This window comes from Nocardia cyriacigeorgica (genome assembly GCF_010858045.1).
Taxonomy (GTDB): domain Bacteria; phylum Actinomycetota; class Actinomycetes; order Mycobacteriales; family Mycobacteriaceae; genus Nocardia; species Nocardia cyriacigeorgica_E.
The window spans coordinates 236,045-252,898 of record NZ_JAAGVC010000004.1 but is presented as its reverse complement, the minus strand read 5'-3'; the positions used below and the strand labels follow the sequence as shown (position 1 = coordinate 252,898).

General features: G+C 68.8%; 12 protein-coding genes and 1 pseudogene. 8 read left to right on the top strand and 5 right to left on the bottom strand.

Annotated elements, in window-relative coordinates; all coding sequences use genetic code 11:
- Window positions 1–80: 80 nt before the first annotated feature.
- From GV790_RS06150 to GV790_RS06115, 8 genes are all read left to right on the top strand, one after another.
- The gene (locus GV790_RS06150) at window positions 81–1,247 is read left to right on the top strand and encodes a TauD/TfdA family dioxygenase (protein WP_280499261.1); all 1,167 of its coding nucleotides are present in this window, start codon (window positions 81–83) and stop codon (window positions 1,245–1,247) included.
- Complete coding sequence (locus tag GV790_RS06145; protein WP_175585809.1) at window positions 1,219–2,229, top strand: ornithine cyclodeaminase family protein; 1,011 nt, start codon at window positions 1,219–1,221, stop codon at window positions 2,227–2,229. Before GV790_RS06150 ends, GV790_RS06145 begins: the two co-directional genes overlap by 29 nt.
- Window positions 2,220–3,641: an alanine racemase gene (locus GV790_RS06140; RefSeq protein ID WP_309138980.1), complete on the top strand. Its 1,422-nt coding sequence runs from the start codon at window positions 2,220–2,222 to the stop codon at window positions 3,639–3,641. The genes GV790_RS06145 and GV790_RS06140 overlap by 10 nt, the downstream gene beginning before the upstream one ends.
- Before the next feature lie 94 nt (window positions 3,642–3,735).
- Window positions 3,736–4,770: a PLP-dependent cysteine synthase family protein gene (locus GV790_RS06135; protein WP_163811408.1), complete on the top strand. Its 1,035-nt coding sequence runs from the start codon at window positions 3,736–3,738 to the stop codon at window positions 4,768–4,770.
- Window positions 4,767–6,170, top strand: a complete 1,404-nt coding sequence (locus tag GV790_RS06130; RefSeq protein ID WP_163811406.1) for an MATE family efflux transporter — start codon at window positions 4,767–4,769, stop codon at window positions 6,168–6,170. The genes GV790_RS06135 and GV790_RS06130 overlap by 4 nt, the downstream gene beginning before the upstream one ends.
- A gap of 110 nt (window positions 6,171–6,280) precedes the next feature.
- The gene (locus GV790_RS06125) at window positions 6,281–6,742 is read left to right on the top strand and encodes a flavodoxin domain-containing protein (RefSeq protein ID WP_163811405.1); all 462 of its coding nucleotides are present in this window, start codon (window positions 6,281–6,283) and stop codon (window positions 6,740–6,742) included.
- Between the two features lie 145 nt (window positions 6,743–6,887).
- Complete coding sequence (locus GV790_RS06120) at window positions 6,888–7,370, top strand: hypothetical protein (protein ID WP_163811403.1); 483 nt, start codon at window positions 6,888–6,890, stop codon at window positions 7,368–7,370.
- A gap of 75 nt (window positions 7,371–7,445) precedes the next feature.
- The gene (locus GV790_RS06115; protein WP_163811400.1) at window positions 7,446–8,021 is read left to right on the top strand and encodes a TerD family protein; all 576 of its coding nucleotides are present in this window, start codon (window positions 7,446–7,448) and stop codon (window positions 8,019–8,021) included.
- Window positions 8,022–8,110: 89 nt separating this feature from the next.
- Here GV790_RS06115 and GV790_RS06110 read toward each other — a convergent pair whose 3' ends face one another.
- The 5 genes and pseudogenes from GV790_RS06110 to GV790_RS06090 form a co-directional block, all read right to left on the bottom strand.
- Window positions 8,111–10,306, bottom strand: a complete 2,196-nt coding sequence (locus tag GV790_RS06110; protein WP_163811398.1) for an MMPL family transporter — start codon at window positions 10,304–10,306, stop codon at window positions 8,111–8,113.
- Window positions 10,307–10,529: 223 nt separating this feature from the next.
- Window positions 10,530–11,267 carry a MazG family protein gene (locus GV790_RS06105; RefSeq protein ID WP_375139373.1) on the bottom strand — a complete coding sequence of 246 codons (738 nt, stop codon included), beginning with the start codon at window positions 11,265–11,267 and terminating at the stop codon, window positions 10,530–10,532.
- Window positions 11,264–14,878, bottom strand: a complete 3,615-nt coding sequence (mfd, locus tag GV790_RS06100) for a transcription-repair coupling factor (RefSeq protein WP_163811396.1) — start codon at window positions 14,876–14,878, stop codon at window positions 11,264–11,266. Before mfd ends, GV790_RS06105 begins: the two co-directional genes overlap by 4 nt.
- Window positions 14,879–15,156: 278 nt before the next feature.
- Window positions 15,157–15,806, bottom strand: a pseudogene (locus GV790_RS06095) (TetR family transcriptional regulator).
- A 176-nt stretch (window positions 15,807–15,982) separates the two neighbouring features.
- On the bottom strand, window positions 15,983–16,603 hold the full coding sequence (locus GV790_RS06090; protein ID WP_163811517.1) for a TetR/AcrR family transcriptional regulator: 621 nt from the start codon (window positions 16,601–16,603) through the stop codon (window positions 15,983–15,985).
- Between the last annotated feature and the right edge of the window lie 251 nt (window positions 16,604–16,854).

Here is a 16,854-nt window from a genome sequence, read left to right as displayed (position 1 = left end):
TAGCTCGAGGGAAGCACTAGCTTCGCAGTTCGAATCGTCACCACTCGCTTTTCGACCCGATGCGAAGAAGGGAATACCTGGTGAAAAGCGTTCTCTCCGAACGTAAGACGCTTCACCCCCAGATGATCGAACGACGCGAGCTCCCCCTGGCCGCCGCACGCGCGGTGCGCGAGCTGGCTCGTGTGATAGGCGACACACTCGGTTATTCGGGCGTCGCCGGCGCGCAGGCCGCGCGCACGCTCACCGACCCGGCTCTCGTCGCCCAGGTAGCGGCCCGCGCGCACGAGTTGCCGGCCGAGGTGCGCCACGCCATGCGCCCGCCGCAGACCTCGGCCGGCGCCGCCATCGTCAGCCGACTGCCGCTCGACGACGCCGAATGCGGCCCGACCCCGCCCAGCTGGCGCGAAGCCGCGCTGTGGAGCGGGGATTCGAGCACGCGCTCGTGTTCGCTCGAACTCGACATCGTCATGCTGCTGCTGGCCCGATCGGCGGGCGAACCGTTCGGCTGGCAGGGCCAGCAAGACGGACGCTTGGTCAACAACATCGTCCCCGCGGCAGGCCATGAGCACGAACAATCCGGCGCGAGCAGCAAAACCCTGCTCAGCCCGCATACCGAAGACGCCTTCCATCCCGGCCGCGCGCATCTGCTGATGCTGTCGTGCCTGCGCAATCCCGACCGCGTCGGTACCACCGTCTCCTCGGTGCGCCGGGTCGAGCTCAGCGCGCGACAGCGGCGACTTCTCAGCACACCCGTGCTGCCGATCCTGCCCGATGTCTCCTATGGCTCCGGCTACGATCGCGCGACCGCCACACCGGTGCCCACGTTGTGGAGCGCGAGCGAAAACCACGGGGAAACCGGCGATCTGACGATGCGGTACGACCCCGCCTACACCCCGCTCGACGACGCCGATCCCGAATATCGCTCGGCCTACGCGCACCTCACCGACGAGCTCGAACGCGTCTGCGTCACCGCGGCTCTCGAACCCGGTGAGCTGCTGTTGGTGGACAACGACGTCGCCGTGCACGGCCGGGTGCCGTTCACCGCCCGCTACGACGGCACCGACCGCTGGCTCAAACGAGTGAACATCCGGTTACCCGATCGACGCCGACGCGACGCCGAGGCCGGTGAGAATGGGTATGGACAGCTATTGGTCCGCCCATTCCGGGCGGCCGGACCGGAAACGGTTCCGGCGGAAGTAGAGCGGGACGGCACAGCAGATGATCGAGGATCCTTTGAGCACGCGTGATCGAGTCACCCCGCTGCGGGTGCTGAGCCGAAGCGACCTCGCCGACGTGCCGATCTCGCCATCGGCCGTGGTGCGAGCGGTGGAAGACGCGTATCTCGCCTTCGCGGCGGGAGATTCGGACAATCCACGGAAGTTGAGCGTCGCCAATCCGGATGGCTGGTCGGTGGCCTACGCCATGCTCGGCCGCGACGGCCGCCGCCGGGTGGTCGCGATGAAGACCTCCTACAAGTTCGATCCCGGTCACGACCGCAGCACCAAGCGGTACTACACCACCATCACCCTCTACGACGACACCACCGGCGCCCCGATCGCGATGATGGACTGTGCCCGGGTCGGCGCGCTGCGCACGCCGGCGGTCTCGGCCCTGCTGGTGCGCGAAACCGCCCGCCGCGACGCCGACACCGTGCTGCTCATCGGCACCGGCACCCAGGGCCGCAACGCGCTGCCGCATCTGCTCGCCGCGAATCCCGGGCTGCGCAAACTCATGCTGTACGGCACCCATCCGGAAGGCATCGAGGCGGTGCACCGGCAGTTGGCCGAACATCACCCGCACGCGATGCTGGAGACCGTCAACGATCCGCGCGCCGCCGCGTCTGCGGCGGATGTCGTGCTGGCGACGGCGGGGCCCGGCACCGAGGTGGCGCTCGAATCCGGTGATCTGAAGGCCGGTTCGGTGGCGGTGCTGGTCGGGTACGGGCTGGCACCGTCCACGCTGAACGACGCCGACCGCGTCGTCGCCACCAGCGCCGCGCAAATGGCGGTGACCGGCACCGATATGGCCGGCCCCGACGGCGTGCTGCGGCCGGTGGACGCCGAGCTACCGCAGATCCTCAGCCGTCGCGCTGTGGCAAGGCGTTCGGAGAAGGAGCGGATCTTCGTCTACAACAGCGGGCTCGTCCTCACCGATATCGCCGTCGCGCACGCACTCGCCGAACGCGCCATCGCCGAAGGGCGCGGCACGGAGGTACCGCTGTGGGATTGACCGAGGCGCAACCGGTAGGCGCCGGGGCCGCGCAGGCCGATGGCACAGCGGCCGGGCATCGGGTGATCGGCACGGTCGAGTCCGACCCCGGAGCCGGCTCGATCATGGCCGCGGCGCTGCCCGCGTACCGCGACGAGTGGGAACAGCGCGTGCTCGACGACCCGAACCTGCTGGGCGACATCGCTTTCGCCGTCGGCGGGCCGTTCCACCTGATGTATCCGGCGCGGGTCGCTGGTAATGTCCGCGGCTTCCAGGATGCGTTCGCGCAGGCGGGCGTCGACGGTTTCGTCTACTTCGGCAAGAAGGCCAATAAGGCCGCGTGTGTGGCACGGGCGTGCGCGGAGCAGGGCGCGGGCGTCGATGTGGCGTCCACCGGCGAGCTCACGGCGGCGCTGGCGCAGGGCATTCGCGGCACCGACCTGATGGTGACCGGGCCGGAGAAATCCGATGACCTGCTGTGGCTCGCGGCCAGGCACGGTGCGCTGATCGCGGTGGACAGCGTCGGCGAACTCCAGCGGATCGCCGCGCTCGGCCTCGCGGTCCGGGTGCTGTTCCGGGTGCTTCCCCCGGCCTCGGCCAGCCGGTTCGGAATGACGGAGGCCGAGATCGAGCAGGCCCTCGATGCGGCGACCGCCATGGCCTCGATCCGGCTGGAGGGCTTCAGTTTCCACCTGTCCGGCTACGACCCGGTGCCGCGCGCCGAACTGGCCGCCGAGCTCGTCCGCCGGTGCCGGTACGCGCGCACGCTCGGTCATCCGGCGGGCACCATATCGATCGGCGGCGGCTTCGGCGTGGACTATGTGCCCGCCGAAGCCTGGTCCGGTTTCACCGACGAGGCCAGCCGCCGCTGGTTCCACACCGGCAAGAAGTTCGACAGCTACTACCCGTACCACTGCCCCGCCCCGGGACCGGCCATGCTCACCACCATCCTCGCGCGGGACGGCCTGGCCGAGAGCCTGCGCGAGAACGGCATCCGCCTGGCCATCGAACCCGGCCGGGCACTGCTCGACCGCGCCGGCAGCACCGTATTCCGGGTGCAGGGCAGCAAGACCCGGCTCGCGCACGGACATCCGTACCGCATCCTGACCGTCGACGGCAGCAGCCTGAGCCTGTCCGAACAGTGGTTCGACAGCGAATACCTGCCGGATCCGGTGGTGTGGCCGCCGGGCCGTGGCACGGTCACGCCCACCGTGGTCGGCGCGGCGACCTGTCTGGAATCGGACATGCTCAGCTGGCGCCGGATCCCGCTGTCGCGCGCGGCCGAGCCCGGCGATCTGCTCGTCTACCCGAACACCGCCGGCTATCAGATGGACTCCAACGAGTCCGCGTTCCACGAACTGCCGATCCCACCCAAGGTGACGCTGCACGACGCGCCGGGCGGCAGGTACCGCTGGAAGCTCGACACCGAGTGAGTAATCGGCGCACGGCCGCCGACGCTGCCGCGCGCCCCCCGTTCCCATCGACCCCGGCTCAGCTCCGGGACCGTACCGACCGAGGAGACCTTCCATGCCGCTCGTCACGCGTGTGACGGACCTGATCGGCCGCACCCCGTTGTTCGAGCTGGCGGCCACCGCGACCGGCACCAGGCTGCTGCTCAAGCTCGAACAGTTCAACCCGACCGGCGCCGCCAAGATCCGGATGGCGCGCGAAATGGTGCTCGATGCCGAGCGAAGAGGTTTGCTGAGCGATGGCGGGCATATCATCGAATCGACATCCGGCAACACCGGCCTCGGCCTGGCGGTGGTTGCCGCCGAACGCGGCTACCGCTTCACCGCGGTGGTCGACCACCACGCATGTAAGGACAAGCTGCGCGCGATGCGAGCAATGGGTGCGGAACTGGTGTTCGTCGCCGATGAGGGCGACGACAACCTCGCCACCTCGGCCCGCGAGGACCTCGCCGAGGCGATGGCCGCCGCCGAGGACGACGCCTACTTCACCGAACAGCACAACAACGACGCGAACGCGGTGGGCTACTACGCGGTGGCCGAAGAGTTGCTGGAAGACGTCGAACGCGTCGATATCCTGCTGTCCGCGGTCGGCACCGGCGGTTCGCTGTTCGGCACCGCCACCCGGCTGCGTCAGCTCGGGTGCGTGCCGCGGGTGATCGGCGTCGAGCCGGTCGGTTCGATCGCGTTCGGCGGGCCCGGCGGCCCGTACTGGCAATCCGGCACCGGAACGCCGCCCGGCGCCACCATCGGCACCGCCGTCGACTATTCGCTGCTCGACGAGGGCGTGAAGGTGAGCGATGTGGCGGCCTTCGCCACCGCGCGCGCCGTCGCCGCCGAGCTCGGGCTGATGCTCGGCGGCTCGGCGGGCGGTTCGGTGCACGCGGCGCTGACCCGGCTCGACGAGTTCCCGCCCGGCTCCACCGTGGTGACCATCGTGTGCGACGGCGGCGAGAAATACCTCGACACCGTCTTCGACGACGACTGGATGCGGGCCAGGGACCTGCTCGATCCCGAGGCCGAACGCGAGGTCAAGGACATGCTCGCCCGCTACACGCCCGCCGCCCGCCGAAATCATCTGGTGGAGGCGCGGTGAATCTGTCCGACTTCCGCGCCGACAGCAAACGGCTCACCGCCCTGGCGACGCCGATCGCGTTGACGCAGCTGGCACAGATCGCGGTCTCCACCACGAATATCGCCCTCATGGGCAGCCTCGGCGTGCGTCAGGTCGCGGCGGGCGGTCTGGCGATCGTGCTGTTCAACCAGATCCGGACCATGTGCGTCGGGCTGATCACCGGCAGCGGGAACCAGATCGCCTCGGCGGTGAGCGCGGCGGGCAAACGCGGCGTCAGCGCCGACCGTGAGGTCCGCGAGGTGGTGCGGTCGAGCTTCCTGATCGCCACGCTCGCCGGCCTGCTCGGCGGCGTCGTGCTGGTCGGGCTCGGCTGGTCGCTGCAATGGCTCGGCCAGGACGCCGGTGTGCTCGCCGACGCGCGCCCGATGATGGTGGCGCTTGCGCCCGGGCTGCTGCCCTGCCTGTGGTTCCAGGTGCTGCGCCAGTACACCGTCGGCATGCAGAAACCGCAGGCGCTGCTGCTGGTGACGCTCGGTTCGGTGGCGCTGAATCTGGTGCTCGCGCTGACCTTCATGCACGGCTGGCTCGGCCTGCCCGCGCTCGGGCTCACCGGCATCGGCGTGGCGACGTCGCTGGTCTTCCTGATCACCTTCGCGGTGTTCTGGGCGATGGTGCGCCGCGACCAGGAACTCGCGGCGGGCCTGTCGCTACGGCCGTGGCCGGTGCGGATGACGACGGTGCGCGCCGAGCTGAAGCTCGGGGTGCCGATTTCGCTCACCTACGGTTCCGAGGCGGGCATGTTCTCGGTGCTCGCACTGGTCATGGGCAGCATCGGGCCCGCGGCTCTGGCGGCGCACAACGTCGTCTATCAGGTCATCTACATCGTGTTCCAGGTCGCGATCGGGCTCTCGCACGGTGCGTCGATCCTGGTGAGTCATGCGGTGGCACGCGACGAATTCGACCATGCGCGGGCGCTGGCGTGGCTGGCGCTGCGCCATGCCGCGGTGATCGCCGCGGTCACCGGCGTGGCCTATGTGGTGATCCCCGATCTGGTGCTGCGGCCGTTCCTCGATCCCGGCGACACCGCGACCATCGAGGTGGCGAAGACGCTGTTGCTGATCGGCATCGTGCTCCAGTTCTTCGACGCCGCGCAGAACATCGGCAACGGACTGCTGCGCGGGTTGAAGGCCACCAAGGCCGGATTCCGGTTGTCACTGGTCGGCTATTGGCTGGTCGGCCTGCCGACGGCGCTGCTACTGGCGTTCCCGGCCGGGCTCGGCGCCGCGGGTGTGTGGTGGGGGCTCACCGCGGGCCTCGCGGCCACGGCGGGGTTGATGTTGCGGCGCTACTTCACGCTGCTGAATACGGCTGCGCGTGAACATCCCGGGATGCTCCCACAGGCGCTCGGTACACCGGGCTGAGCCGAGGCCGATCGCTGCGAGGGTCGTTTCCGCAGGACGACGATATTGCCTACGGTCCCTCCCGAATATTAGGCTAGCCTCACCATACTTGCACGAAGAAGGGAGTCGCGGTGCGCGTCGTCATTCTGTTCGGGTCGGAGATGGGTACGGCCGAGTCCGCCGCCGAAAGCGTGGCCGACGAGCTCGCCACTCATGACGTGTCGGTCTACGACATGACCGATGTCGATATCGACGACCTCGACGTCCGCGACTTCCACATCATCGTCTGCTCCACCTACGGCGATGGCGAACTGCCGACCGGCGCCGAACCGTTCTTCGACGCGTTGAACGCCCGCACACCGAACCTCGCGGGCTTGCGGTTCGCGGTGTTCGGGCTCGGCGATTCCGTATACGGCGACACCTTCAACCGTGGCGGCGAGATCATCGCCGAGAAGCTCGCCGAATGCGGTGCGGTGCAGGTGGGCGAGCACGCCCGCCACGATGCGTCCACCGAGATCAAGCCCACTGCGATGGCCCGTGAATGGGCGCGCGGGTTGCGCATCACCGACGAGGCGGCACTGGCCGCGGTCTGATCGCGGTGCACCGCAGCCGATCTGATCGCGCGCCCGCTCGCGGCGGCCGACCGCTCATCCCGGGCCGGTTGTCGGGGTCAGCCCGTAAACTGGGTGCGGAGTGCGGCACAGCCCGTCGCGCGCGTCGATTCATGAGGTGATGAACATGGCAGCCGGAGTCAGCCCTGCGCAACATCAGGACCCCTCGACCGATCATCCCGAGCTGGACGTGCTGCCGGAATGGCCCACCGAGACCATCGCCGTGCTGGTCACCACCGATCCGGCGCCGCACGCGATTCCGGTGTCCTGGCCCGTGCGCGCGGGTGACCGCGCGATTCTGCTGAGCCTGAAGTTCGACCGCGGCTCGCTGGCCCGGCTGCGGGAACGGCCCGAGGTGGCGTTGCTGATCCTGGCCGGCGGCAATGTCGCGCTGTGCGCGCGCGGCACCGCGAAGGTGATCGCGGAGGAAATGCCGGACGCCACCGACTACGTGGCGGTGCGCATCGACGTCGACGTGATCGACGATCACCGCCAGTCGGCGTTCCAGGTGGACAAGGGGATTCAGCGCACCGTGCTCGACGCCACCGAACTGCACGCGCTGGAGGGCCGGGTGGCCACCCTGCGGTCCTGGGCGGAGAGCGAGAGCTGAACCACGGCGGCGTCGCCTGCCGTTCGACATAATCGTGGGCAAGGGCGCAGCGTCAGCGCCGCGAGGAAGGGGAACATGAGCGTCACACTGGCCAAAGGCGGCAATGTCTCGCTGTCCAAGCAGGCCCCGAATCTGACCAAAGTCGCCGTCGGCCTCGGGTGGGACGTGCGTACCAGCACCGGGGCCGATTACGACCTCGATGCCAGCGCGCTGGCCACCGGACCCGACCTGAAAGTGCTGTCGGACCAGCATTTCATCTTCTACAACAACCTGCGCTCGCCGGAGGGATCCATCGAGCACACCGGCGACAACCTCACCGGTGAGGGCGACGGCGACGACGAGGTGATCAACGTCGATCTGGCGGCCACCCCGCCCACGATCACCAATATCTTCTTCCCGGTCTCGATCCACGAGGCCGATACCCGCAGGCAGTCCTTCGGCCAGGTGCGCAACGCCTACATCCGGGTGGTGGATTCGACCACCGGCTCGGAACTGGCGCGTTACGACCTCAGCGAGGACGCCTCCACCGAGACGGCGATGGTCTTCGGCGAGCTCTACCGGCACAACGGGGAGTGGAAGTTCCGCGCCATCGGCCAGGGTTACGCCTCCGGGCTCGCGGGGATCGCGCGGGACTACGGCGTCAATATCTGAGCTGTCCGCAATCGAAGACGGCGGGTGCGTGAGGATTTCACGCACCCGCCGTGCTCTGTTGGAGGGTACCCGCCTTCCGGCTGACCGTTTCAGGCGCCGACCAGATCCCCCTCCCGCTCCCGCGGGCCCGCACTTTCGCGAATACCGAAGCGGTCGTGCAGTTTCCGCAGCGGGGCGGGCGCCCACCAGGTCCAGCGTCCACCGAGTTTCATGGTGGCCGGCAGCAGGAACCCACGAATCAAGGTGGCGTCGGCCAGCACAGCCAGCGGCAGCCCGATACCGAACGCTTTCATGAAGGTGATGTCGGAGACCAGGAAGCCGAGGAACACCACCGAGATCAGCACCGCCGCCGCGGTGACGATCCGGCCGATTCGCTCCAAACCGACTGCGACCGCCGCGGTGCCGTCACCGGTGCGTTCGTACTCCTCGCGGATCCGCGACAGCAGGAACACCTGGTAATCCATGGCCAGGCCGAACGCCACCCCGAACAGCATGATCGGCACGGTCGAGGCCAGCGTCCCGGTGACGGTGAAGCCGAGCAGGTCCGACAGATGCCCGTCCTGGAAGATCCAGACCAGCGCACCGAAGGTCGCGGTGAGGCTCAGGCAGCTGAGCAGTACCGCGACCACCGGCAGGAACACGCTGCCGGTCAACAGGAACAGCAGGATCAGCATCATCGCCAGCACCACGCCGAGGGCGATCGGCAGCCGGTCCAGCAGGGCCTCGGTGGCATCGGCGCTCACCGCCGACACGCCTCCGACCAGCGCCTCCGACGGCGCGTCGACATCGCGGATGGTGCCGACCAGATCCTCGAGCACGGCGGCATCGTCGGTGGCGGGCACCACCGACAGGTACACCCCGCCGTCGGCGGCGAATCGCGCGTTCAGTGCGGACGGCGGCGCGATCTGCGCACCATCGGCATAGCTGCCGCTGACGGTATCGACCCGCTGCACATCCGGCAGCGCCGACAGCTGCTGCGCGTACTCGGGCACACCCGAACCGCCCTGCGGCAGTACCACACTCAACGCACTCTGCTCACTGGTATCGAACTCCGCGCGCACCGTCTCGGCCACCTGCCGCGACGCCGACGCTTCCGGCATCGACCGTTCGTCCGGGTACCCGAGCTTCAGCCCGAGGAACGGTGCGCCGAGGAACAGCAGTACCACCGTCACCGTGATCGCCACCGTTCCAGGCCTGCGCATCACGAACATCGCCAGCCGGTGCCAGCGGCCTTCGTGCAGTTGCCTGGACTCGTTGTTGCGCCGGCGGATTCGCCATTTGTCGACTCGGGTGCCCAGCATCGCCAGCAGCGCGGGCAGCACCGTCAGCGAGCTCAGGGCGGCGATCAGCGCCACCGCGATACCCGCGTAACCCACCGATCGAACGGCCAGCAGCGGGAAGAACACCAGGCCCGACAGCGCCACCGCCACCGTGACCGCCGAGAACGCGACGGTGCGCCCGGCGGAGTTCATGGTGTTGCGCAAGGCCTGCCCCGGGTCGACCCCGGCCTCGAGTTCCTCGCGGTAGCGGCTCACGATCAGCAGGCTGTAGTCGATCGCCAGGCCGAGCCCGAGCAAGGTGACGACATTGATGGCCAGCGCGTTCAGATCCGTCACCCCGGCCAGCAACCACATCGCCCCCATGGTGAGCAGCACCGTCACCATCGCGACCGCCAACGGCAGCAGCGCCGCCATCACGCTGCCGAACACCAGCACCAGCGCGATCAGGGTGATCGGGAAGGCGATGGATTCGCCGGTCACCGCGTCCTTCTCCGACTGCTCCACCATCTCGTGCTGGAGCATGGCGTACCCGCCGACCTGGACGTCGAGGCCGTCGTGGGTGCCGGAGTAGCGCGGCGCCAGATCGGTGATCCGGTCTTCGACAGCGTCGTCGTCACCGAGGATGGTGGCCACCACCAGGCCCGTGGAGCCGTCGGCGCTGCGCAGCGCGGGCGGCTTGCCCGAGGTCCAGTAGGAGGTCACGCCGGTGACGTCGGCTTCGCCGGTCAGCCGCTGCACCAGCGCGGTCGCCGCCGCGGTCGTGCCGGGATCGTCGACCGAGCCGCCGTCGACCAGCAGCACCAGGTTCGGCTGGCCCTGCCCGAACTGGTCGCGCAGCACCTCGGCCGCCGCACCGGACTCGGCGCCCGGATCGTTGAATCCGCCGCCCTTCAACTTGTCGAACAAGGTCGAACTACCTGCTCCGGCCAGTATGAGCAGTACCGCGAAGAGAACCAGTACGGCACGTCTGCGCCGCATGATGAGATCGATCAGTCCCGCCGGCATTACTGCCTCCTAGTCGCGTCAGTGCGGGTGGATACACGACTCGGACGAGACAGCGCACGCGGATGTGATGGCTTCGGCCGTCGCTGCGGTGCAGCTCACAGTCACCGGGCGGTGGCGACGGTCGGACCGCCGTGGCCGACCGAAGAGCCGATCCGGCCGGACAGCGGTCACGGCCGACCACACCGCCGGAACGGACAAGCGGTTCGGGGCGCGACAGGAGCTGTCAGCGGCTCGCCGGCCAGTACCTGCGCCAGGCGGCGGCATCGAGCGGAGCGCGGGTGCCGCGGTCGGCTTCGGCGGCGTCCTCGGCGGCTCGGATGGCATCGGCGAAGGCCAGGGTGGCCTTGCGCAGCCGTTCCTCGGCGCTGTCGCGTCCGCCCAGGCGGACCATGCGCAGCGCGGGCGGAATCAGATCCTCCGGCAGCCCCGCCCGGTTACTGCGCTGCAGGACCTTCTCGGCCAGGGCCAGCGCCGGTTGCGCCATCGCGATGCCGTCAAGACACGATCGGCGCGCCTTCTCCGCGGATTTGCGTTCCTCCCAGGCCTTTTCCTGCGCGGCGATCTTCTCCTCGACGCCGGCGTCCGGCGGGAGCTCGGAGGCGACCAGATGCGGGCTGCGGTTGACCAGCTTGGCGACCAGCGCGGCCGCCACATCGTCGACGGTGAACTCCCCCGCCGCCTGCGCGATCCGGGAATGGAACAGCACCTGCAACAGCAGATCGCCGAGTTCCTCCTTGATGGTCTCGGCGTCCTCGTGCTGAATGGCGTCGAGCAGCTCGTAGGTCTCCTCGAGCAGGTACGGGCGCAGCGAATCGTGGGTCTGGGTGGATTCCCAGCCGCCGAAATGCCACAGCCGATCCATCACCTCGACGGCCTCGGCGAGCCCGGCCGCGAGGGTGGCGGTATCGGTCTGCACGCGCAGCGCGTCGGGCATCGGACGTGAATCGGGTGCCGGGTTCATCGGGCGACCGTGGCCTCGGTGGCGACGGTGAGATCGACGGCGCCCTGCGCCTTGCCGTCCAGCGCCAGCAGCAGATCGGCGAGATATTGCAGCAGCGGCACATCGCGCAACCGGTCCGCGCCGACGCTGTCCTGCACCCGCGGCAGCGGAACACCGACCACCCCGCTGGCCGCCTTGTAGGTGGCGCTGGGGTAGATCCGCTTGAGCCGCAACTGCTTGGAATCGGGCAGGTTCAGCGGCGAGATCTTCACCGTGGTCCCGGTGACGGCGATCTCGGTGACGCCGTACTCGCGGGCCAGCAGCCGCAGCTTGGCCACCGACACCAGCCTGCCGACCTCCACCGGCAGCGGGCCGTAGCGGTCGACGAGCTCCTCCACCACCGCGGCCAGCGTCGAATCATCGTGTGCGGCAGCCAGTTTGCGGTAGGCCTCCAGACGCAGCCGGTCGCTGGTGATGTAGTCGGGCGGGATGTGCGCGTCCACCGGCAGGTCGATGCGCACCTCCTTGGTTTCCTCGGTGGTGATCGGTTTGCCGTCAGCGGCGGCGCGATAGGCCTCCACCGCCTCGCCCACCAGCCGCACGTACAGGTCGAAGCCGACGCCGGCGACGTGACCGGACTGTTCGGCGCCGAGCACATTGCCAGCGCCACGGATCTCGAGATCCTTCATCGCCACCGCCATGCCCGCGCCGAGATCGGAGTTCTGCGCGATGGTGGCCAACCGGTCGTAGGCGGTTTCGGTGAGCGGCTTCTCCGGCGGATACAGGAAGTAGGCGTACCCGCGCTCGCGACTGCGCCCGACCCGGCCGCGCAGCTGATGCAGCTGCGACAGACCGAGCGCGTCGGCGCGTTCCACTATCAGGGTATTGGCGTTGGAGATGTCGAGCCCGGTCTCGATGATGGTGGTACACACCAGTACATCGAATTCCCGCTGCCAGAAGCCCTGCACGGTGCTCTCGAGGGTGTCCTCGTTCATCTGACCGTGTGCGACCACCACCCGCGCCTCCGGCACCAGCTCCCGGATCCGCTTGGCGGCCTTGTCGATCGAGGACACCCGGTTGTGCACGTAGAACACCTGGCCGTCGCGCAGCAGCTCACGCCGGATGGCGGCGGTGACCTGCTTGTCGCTGTAGGCGCCGACGTAGGTGAGCACCGGATGACGTTCCTCGGGCGGGGTGAGGATGGTCGACATCTCCCGGATGCCCGCCAAACTCATCTCCAGGGTGCGCGGGATCGGCGTCGCGGACATGGTGAGCACGTCGACGTGGGTGCGCAACGCCTTGATGTGTTCCTTGTGCTCGACACCGAAGCGCTGTTCCTCGTCGACGATGACCAGGCCGAGATCCTTCCAGCGCACACCGGTCTGCAACAGCCGGTGCGTGCCGACCACGATGTCGACCTCGCCGGAGGCCATGCCCTCCAGCACCTCGCGGGATTCGGCCGGATCGGTGAAGCGCGACAGGCCCTTGACCGTCACCGGGAAACCGGCGACGCGCTCGGTGAAGGTTTGCAGATGCTGCTGGGCCAGCAGCGTCGTCGGCACCAGCACGACGACCTGTTTGCCGTCCTGCACCGCCTTGAACGCCGCGCGCACCGCGATCTCGGTCTTGCCGTAGCCGACGTCGCCGCAGACGACCCGGTCCATCGGGACCGGCTTCTCCATATCCGCCTTCACATCGGTGATGGCGGTCATCTGGTCGACGGTCTCGGTGAACGCGAACGCGTCCTCCATCTCCTGCTGCCACGGCGTGTCCGGGCCGAAGGCGTGGCCGGGCGCGGCCTGGCGGGCGGCGTAGAGCTGCACCAGCTCGCCGGCGATCTCGCGCACCGCCTTGCGGGCCTTGCGTTTGGTGTTGGCCCAGTCGGAGCCGCCGAGCTTGGACAGGCTCGGCATCTCGCCGCCGACATAGCGGGACAGCTGATCCAGCGATTCCATCGGCACGAACAGCCGGTCGCCGGGCTGGCCGCGCTTACCGGGCGCGTACTCGATGACCAGGTATTCGCGCCGCGCGCCGCCGACGGTGCGTTCGATCATCTCGACGAAGCGGCCGATGCCGTGCTGATCGTGCACGACCATATCGCCGGCGTTGAGCGCCAGCGGATCGACCTGATTGCGGCGTTTGGCCGGCAGCCGTTTGCCCTCGGTGGGCGCGGTGACCCGGTTGCCGGTGAGATCGGATTCGGCGACGACCACCAGGCCCGCATCGTCGAAGATGACGCCGTCGTGCAGCGAACCACACAGCACCCCGACCACACCGGTCTCCGGTTCGGCGCCACTATCCAGCGCGGCGGCCGGCACGTCGGCGTCGGCGAGCCGTTCGAGCACGCGCTGGGCGGTACCGTGACCGGCCACCACCACGACCGCCCGGCCACCGGTGGTGACGTGCGCGCGCAGCGAGGCGAAGATCGTCGCGACCAGCTCGTCGGAGCCCCGCGCCGTCGGCCCCGCCTGCACCGGGAGCACCACTTCGGCGGGATCGCCCGAGGTCAGCGGGCTCAGCGTCCACCAGGGCAGATCATGTTCGGTGGCGCTGTCGTGAATGTCGGGCAACGCACGGTAGGCGGAGGCGGCCAGGTCGAGGCCGTGTGCGCCCAGCGGCGCGTCACCGCCGAAGGAGGCGGCGGTCCAGGACGCTTCGAGGAATTCGGCGCCGGTGCGCATCAGGTCGGCGGCGCGGGTGCGGATCTTCTCCGGATCGCACAGCAGCAGATGGGTGCCCTCGGGCAGTTCCTCGGTGAGCAGGCTCAACGCGCCCGGCCGCAGCACCGGAAGCAGCGCCTCCATGCCGTCCACCGGGATGCCCTGGGCCAGCTTCTCCAGCATTTCCACCAGGGCGGCGTCGGCGGAATTGGCCGATGCCACCTCGGCCGCGCGGTCGCGGACCGCCTCGGTGAGCAGCAGCTCCCGGCACGGCGGCGCCACCACGACGTCGATGTTCAGCTCCGGCAGCGAGCGCTGATCGGCGACGGAGAACGGGCGGAGCTCGCTGACCTCGTCGCCCCACATCTCCACGCGCACCGGATGATCGGCGGTCGGCGGGAACACATCGAGAATGCCGCCGCGCACCGCGAATTCACCGCGCTTGCCCACCATGTCGACCCGGGTGTAGGCGAATTCGACCAGGCGGGTGAGCAATTCGTCGAAGTCGATCTCGGTGCCGACGCGCAGCACGATCGGCTCGATATCGCCGAGCCCCGAGGCCATCGGCTGCATCAGCGAACGCACCGTGGTCACCACCACGCGCAGCGGTTCCGGGAATACCGGGTCTTCCGGATGCGCCAGCCTGCGCAACACCGCGAGCCTGCGGCCGACAGTGTCCGCGCCGGGTGAGAGCCGCTCATGCGGCAGCGTCTCCCAGGACGGGAACTGCGCGACCGCATCACCGAGGATCTCGGTCAGCTCGACGGTCAGATCGTCGGCCTCGCGTCCGGTGGCCGTCACCACCACCACCGGCTTGCTCGCCGCCACCGTCCCCGCCACGAACGCCCGCGCCGCCGCCGGTGCGACCAACTCCACCCGCGACGTGCCGACCAGGTCGGATACGGTCCGCAGCGCGATATCGGCGCCGGCCGCGGCGGCCAGGCCCGCCAGAGGTGGACGTGGGGCAGACATGCTCAACTCCTGAAGCGAACGGGCGAATCGACCGGCCCTGCCATTCTGCCGCTCCTTCGTCGCGGCGTGTTCGCGGCCCCCTCATGGCTCGGTTTTCCGGGGGCCGGGCCGCGAACGGGGCTCCTCGAAGTCGCCCCTCCGGCGTCGACAAGACGGGCGCCGGTGACGTGATGACCCCGATGCGCGCTAGGTCACGCGAAACCTCACCGCGCAACCCGGCACAACCGCCGGTCAGCCCCGATGTCGAGCGAAGCGAGATCGAGCGGCCGCGCGCACCATCACGGCACGTAGCGGCGCAGGCGGCGGGCAGCGAACTCGCGGAAGTAGGAGATCTTCTCCGGCGGCACGATCGCCGGCAGCAGGAAGTACCAGGCGCGTTCCATGCGGGTGGCCATCTGGTCGATGGCTTCGGTGCCGACCGCGACGATGTGCACGCCGGTGGTGACGCCCTGCAACAGCAGGCCGATGGTTTCCGGGTCGAGGTCGGGCAGCAGATCGCCCTGGGCGATGGCGCGCTCGGCCAGCAGGCGGTAGGTATCACCCCAGGATTTGGCGATGTTGTCACCCGCGGCGCCGCGGTAGTCGCCGATCTGGTGGGTGAGCTTGAGCATCGCACCGACCATGGGGTCGTTCATCGACAGATCGGCCACCACGTAGGTGATGCCGATGCAGGCCTCCAGCGCGGGCACCCGGGGATCGAAGAAGCCCTGGCAGGAACTCACCAGGCGCTCGTTGCCCTGGTCGACGACCGCGCGGGCCAGCTCTTCCTTCGAACCGAAGTGAAAGTACAAGGCGCCCTTGGTCACGTTGGACTGCGCGATGATCTCGCTCAGGCTCGCGTTCGCATAGCCCAAGCGCAGAAAGACATCGGCCGCGCCCGCCAGGACGGAGTCGCGGGTGATCTCCCCGCGCGCGCTTGCCTAGCCATCAGATCCGCCTGTCATCCCAAAAACCAGCCATCCTGAAGTAGACCGACATCCCGAATTTGACCGACATACCGCCCGAACAGCACCCAAAGGATGGGTGAACCGTACCACCAGCGCGCCGCTCGGCAGACGATTCGAGTATGTGGTGCAAGCTCGTTCGCAATTCACCGGTTAACTATCACGGCCGGTTCTCGGTCCCGGCCGGCCACTCCGAACTGAGTTGCGGATCGGCCTCTAGGTGGCGCAGACCGTTCCAGCACAGGTTGACCAGATGCGCCGCGACGACCTCCTTCGAGGGGGTGCGTTCATCGAGCCACCAGGTCGCCGCGGTGGACACCATGCCGACGAGCGCCTGCGCGTACAGGGTGGCCAAGCTGGTGTCCAGATCGCGGCGCTCGAAGTCGCCGGCGAGGATGTGCGCGACCTGGTTCACGGCCTCGTTGAGCAGGCTCGAATAGCGCCCGTCGCCGGTTTGCGGCAGCTGATCGCGGACCAGGATGCGGAAGCCGTCGGTGCGCTGCTCGATGTAGGTGAGCAGCGCCAGCGCCACCTGTTCGAGCCGGACCCTGGACCGATTCTGGGTCAGCGAAGAGGTGATCATGTCCAGCAGCATGGACATCTCACGGTCCACCACAACGGCGTAGAGACCCTCTTTGCCACCGAAGTGTTCGTAGACCACCGGCTTGGACACCTGCGCGCGCTGGGCGATCTCCTCGATGGAGGTGGCGTCGTAGCCGCGTTCGGCGAACAACGCGCGACCGATCTCGATCAGCTGCTGACGCCGCTGCGTGCCCGTCATCCGGGGGCGGGGCGACTGGCCGCCCCGGCGCGTTTTGTCGCCGGATGCGCTGACGCGCGGATTCTCGCCGGTCGTGGGTGTCTCGTGCATTGGCCTCCCTACCTACGCCGGCGATTGGTATGGGACAACTGTTCCAGACAGCTCGCGCGCGGGCGCAGCCGGGCGCGCGAATCACGCCCACGGTTCGACGGATCCGAGGTCGGCATGCGAGTATCGTTGCCGTGCCGAGGCGCACTGGCGGGCGCGTATGT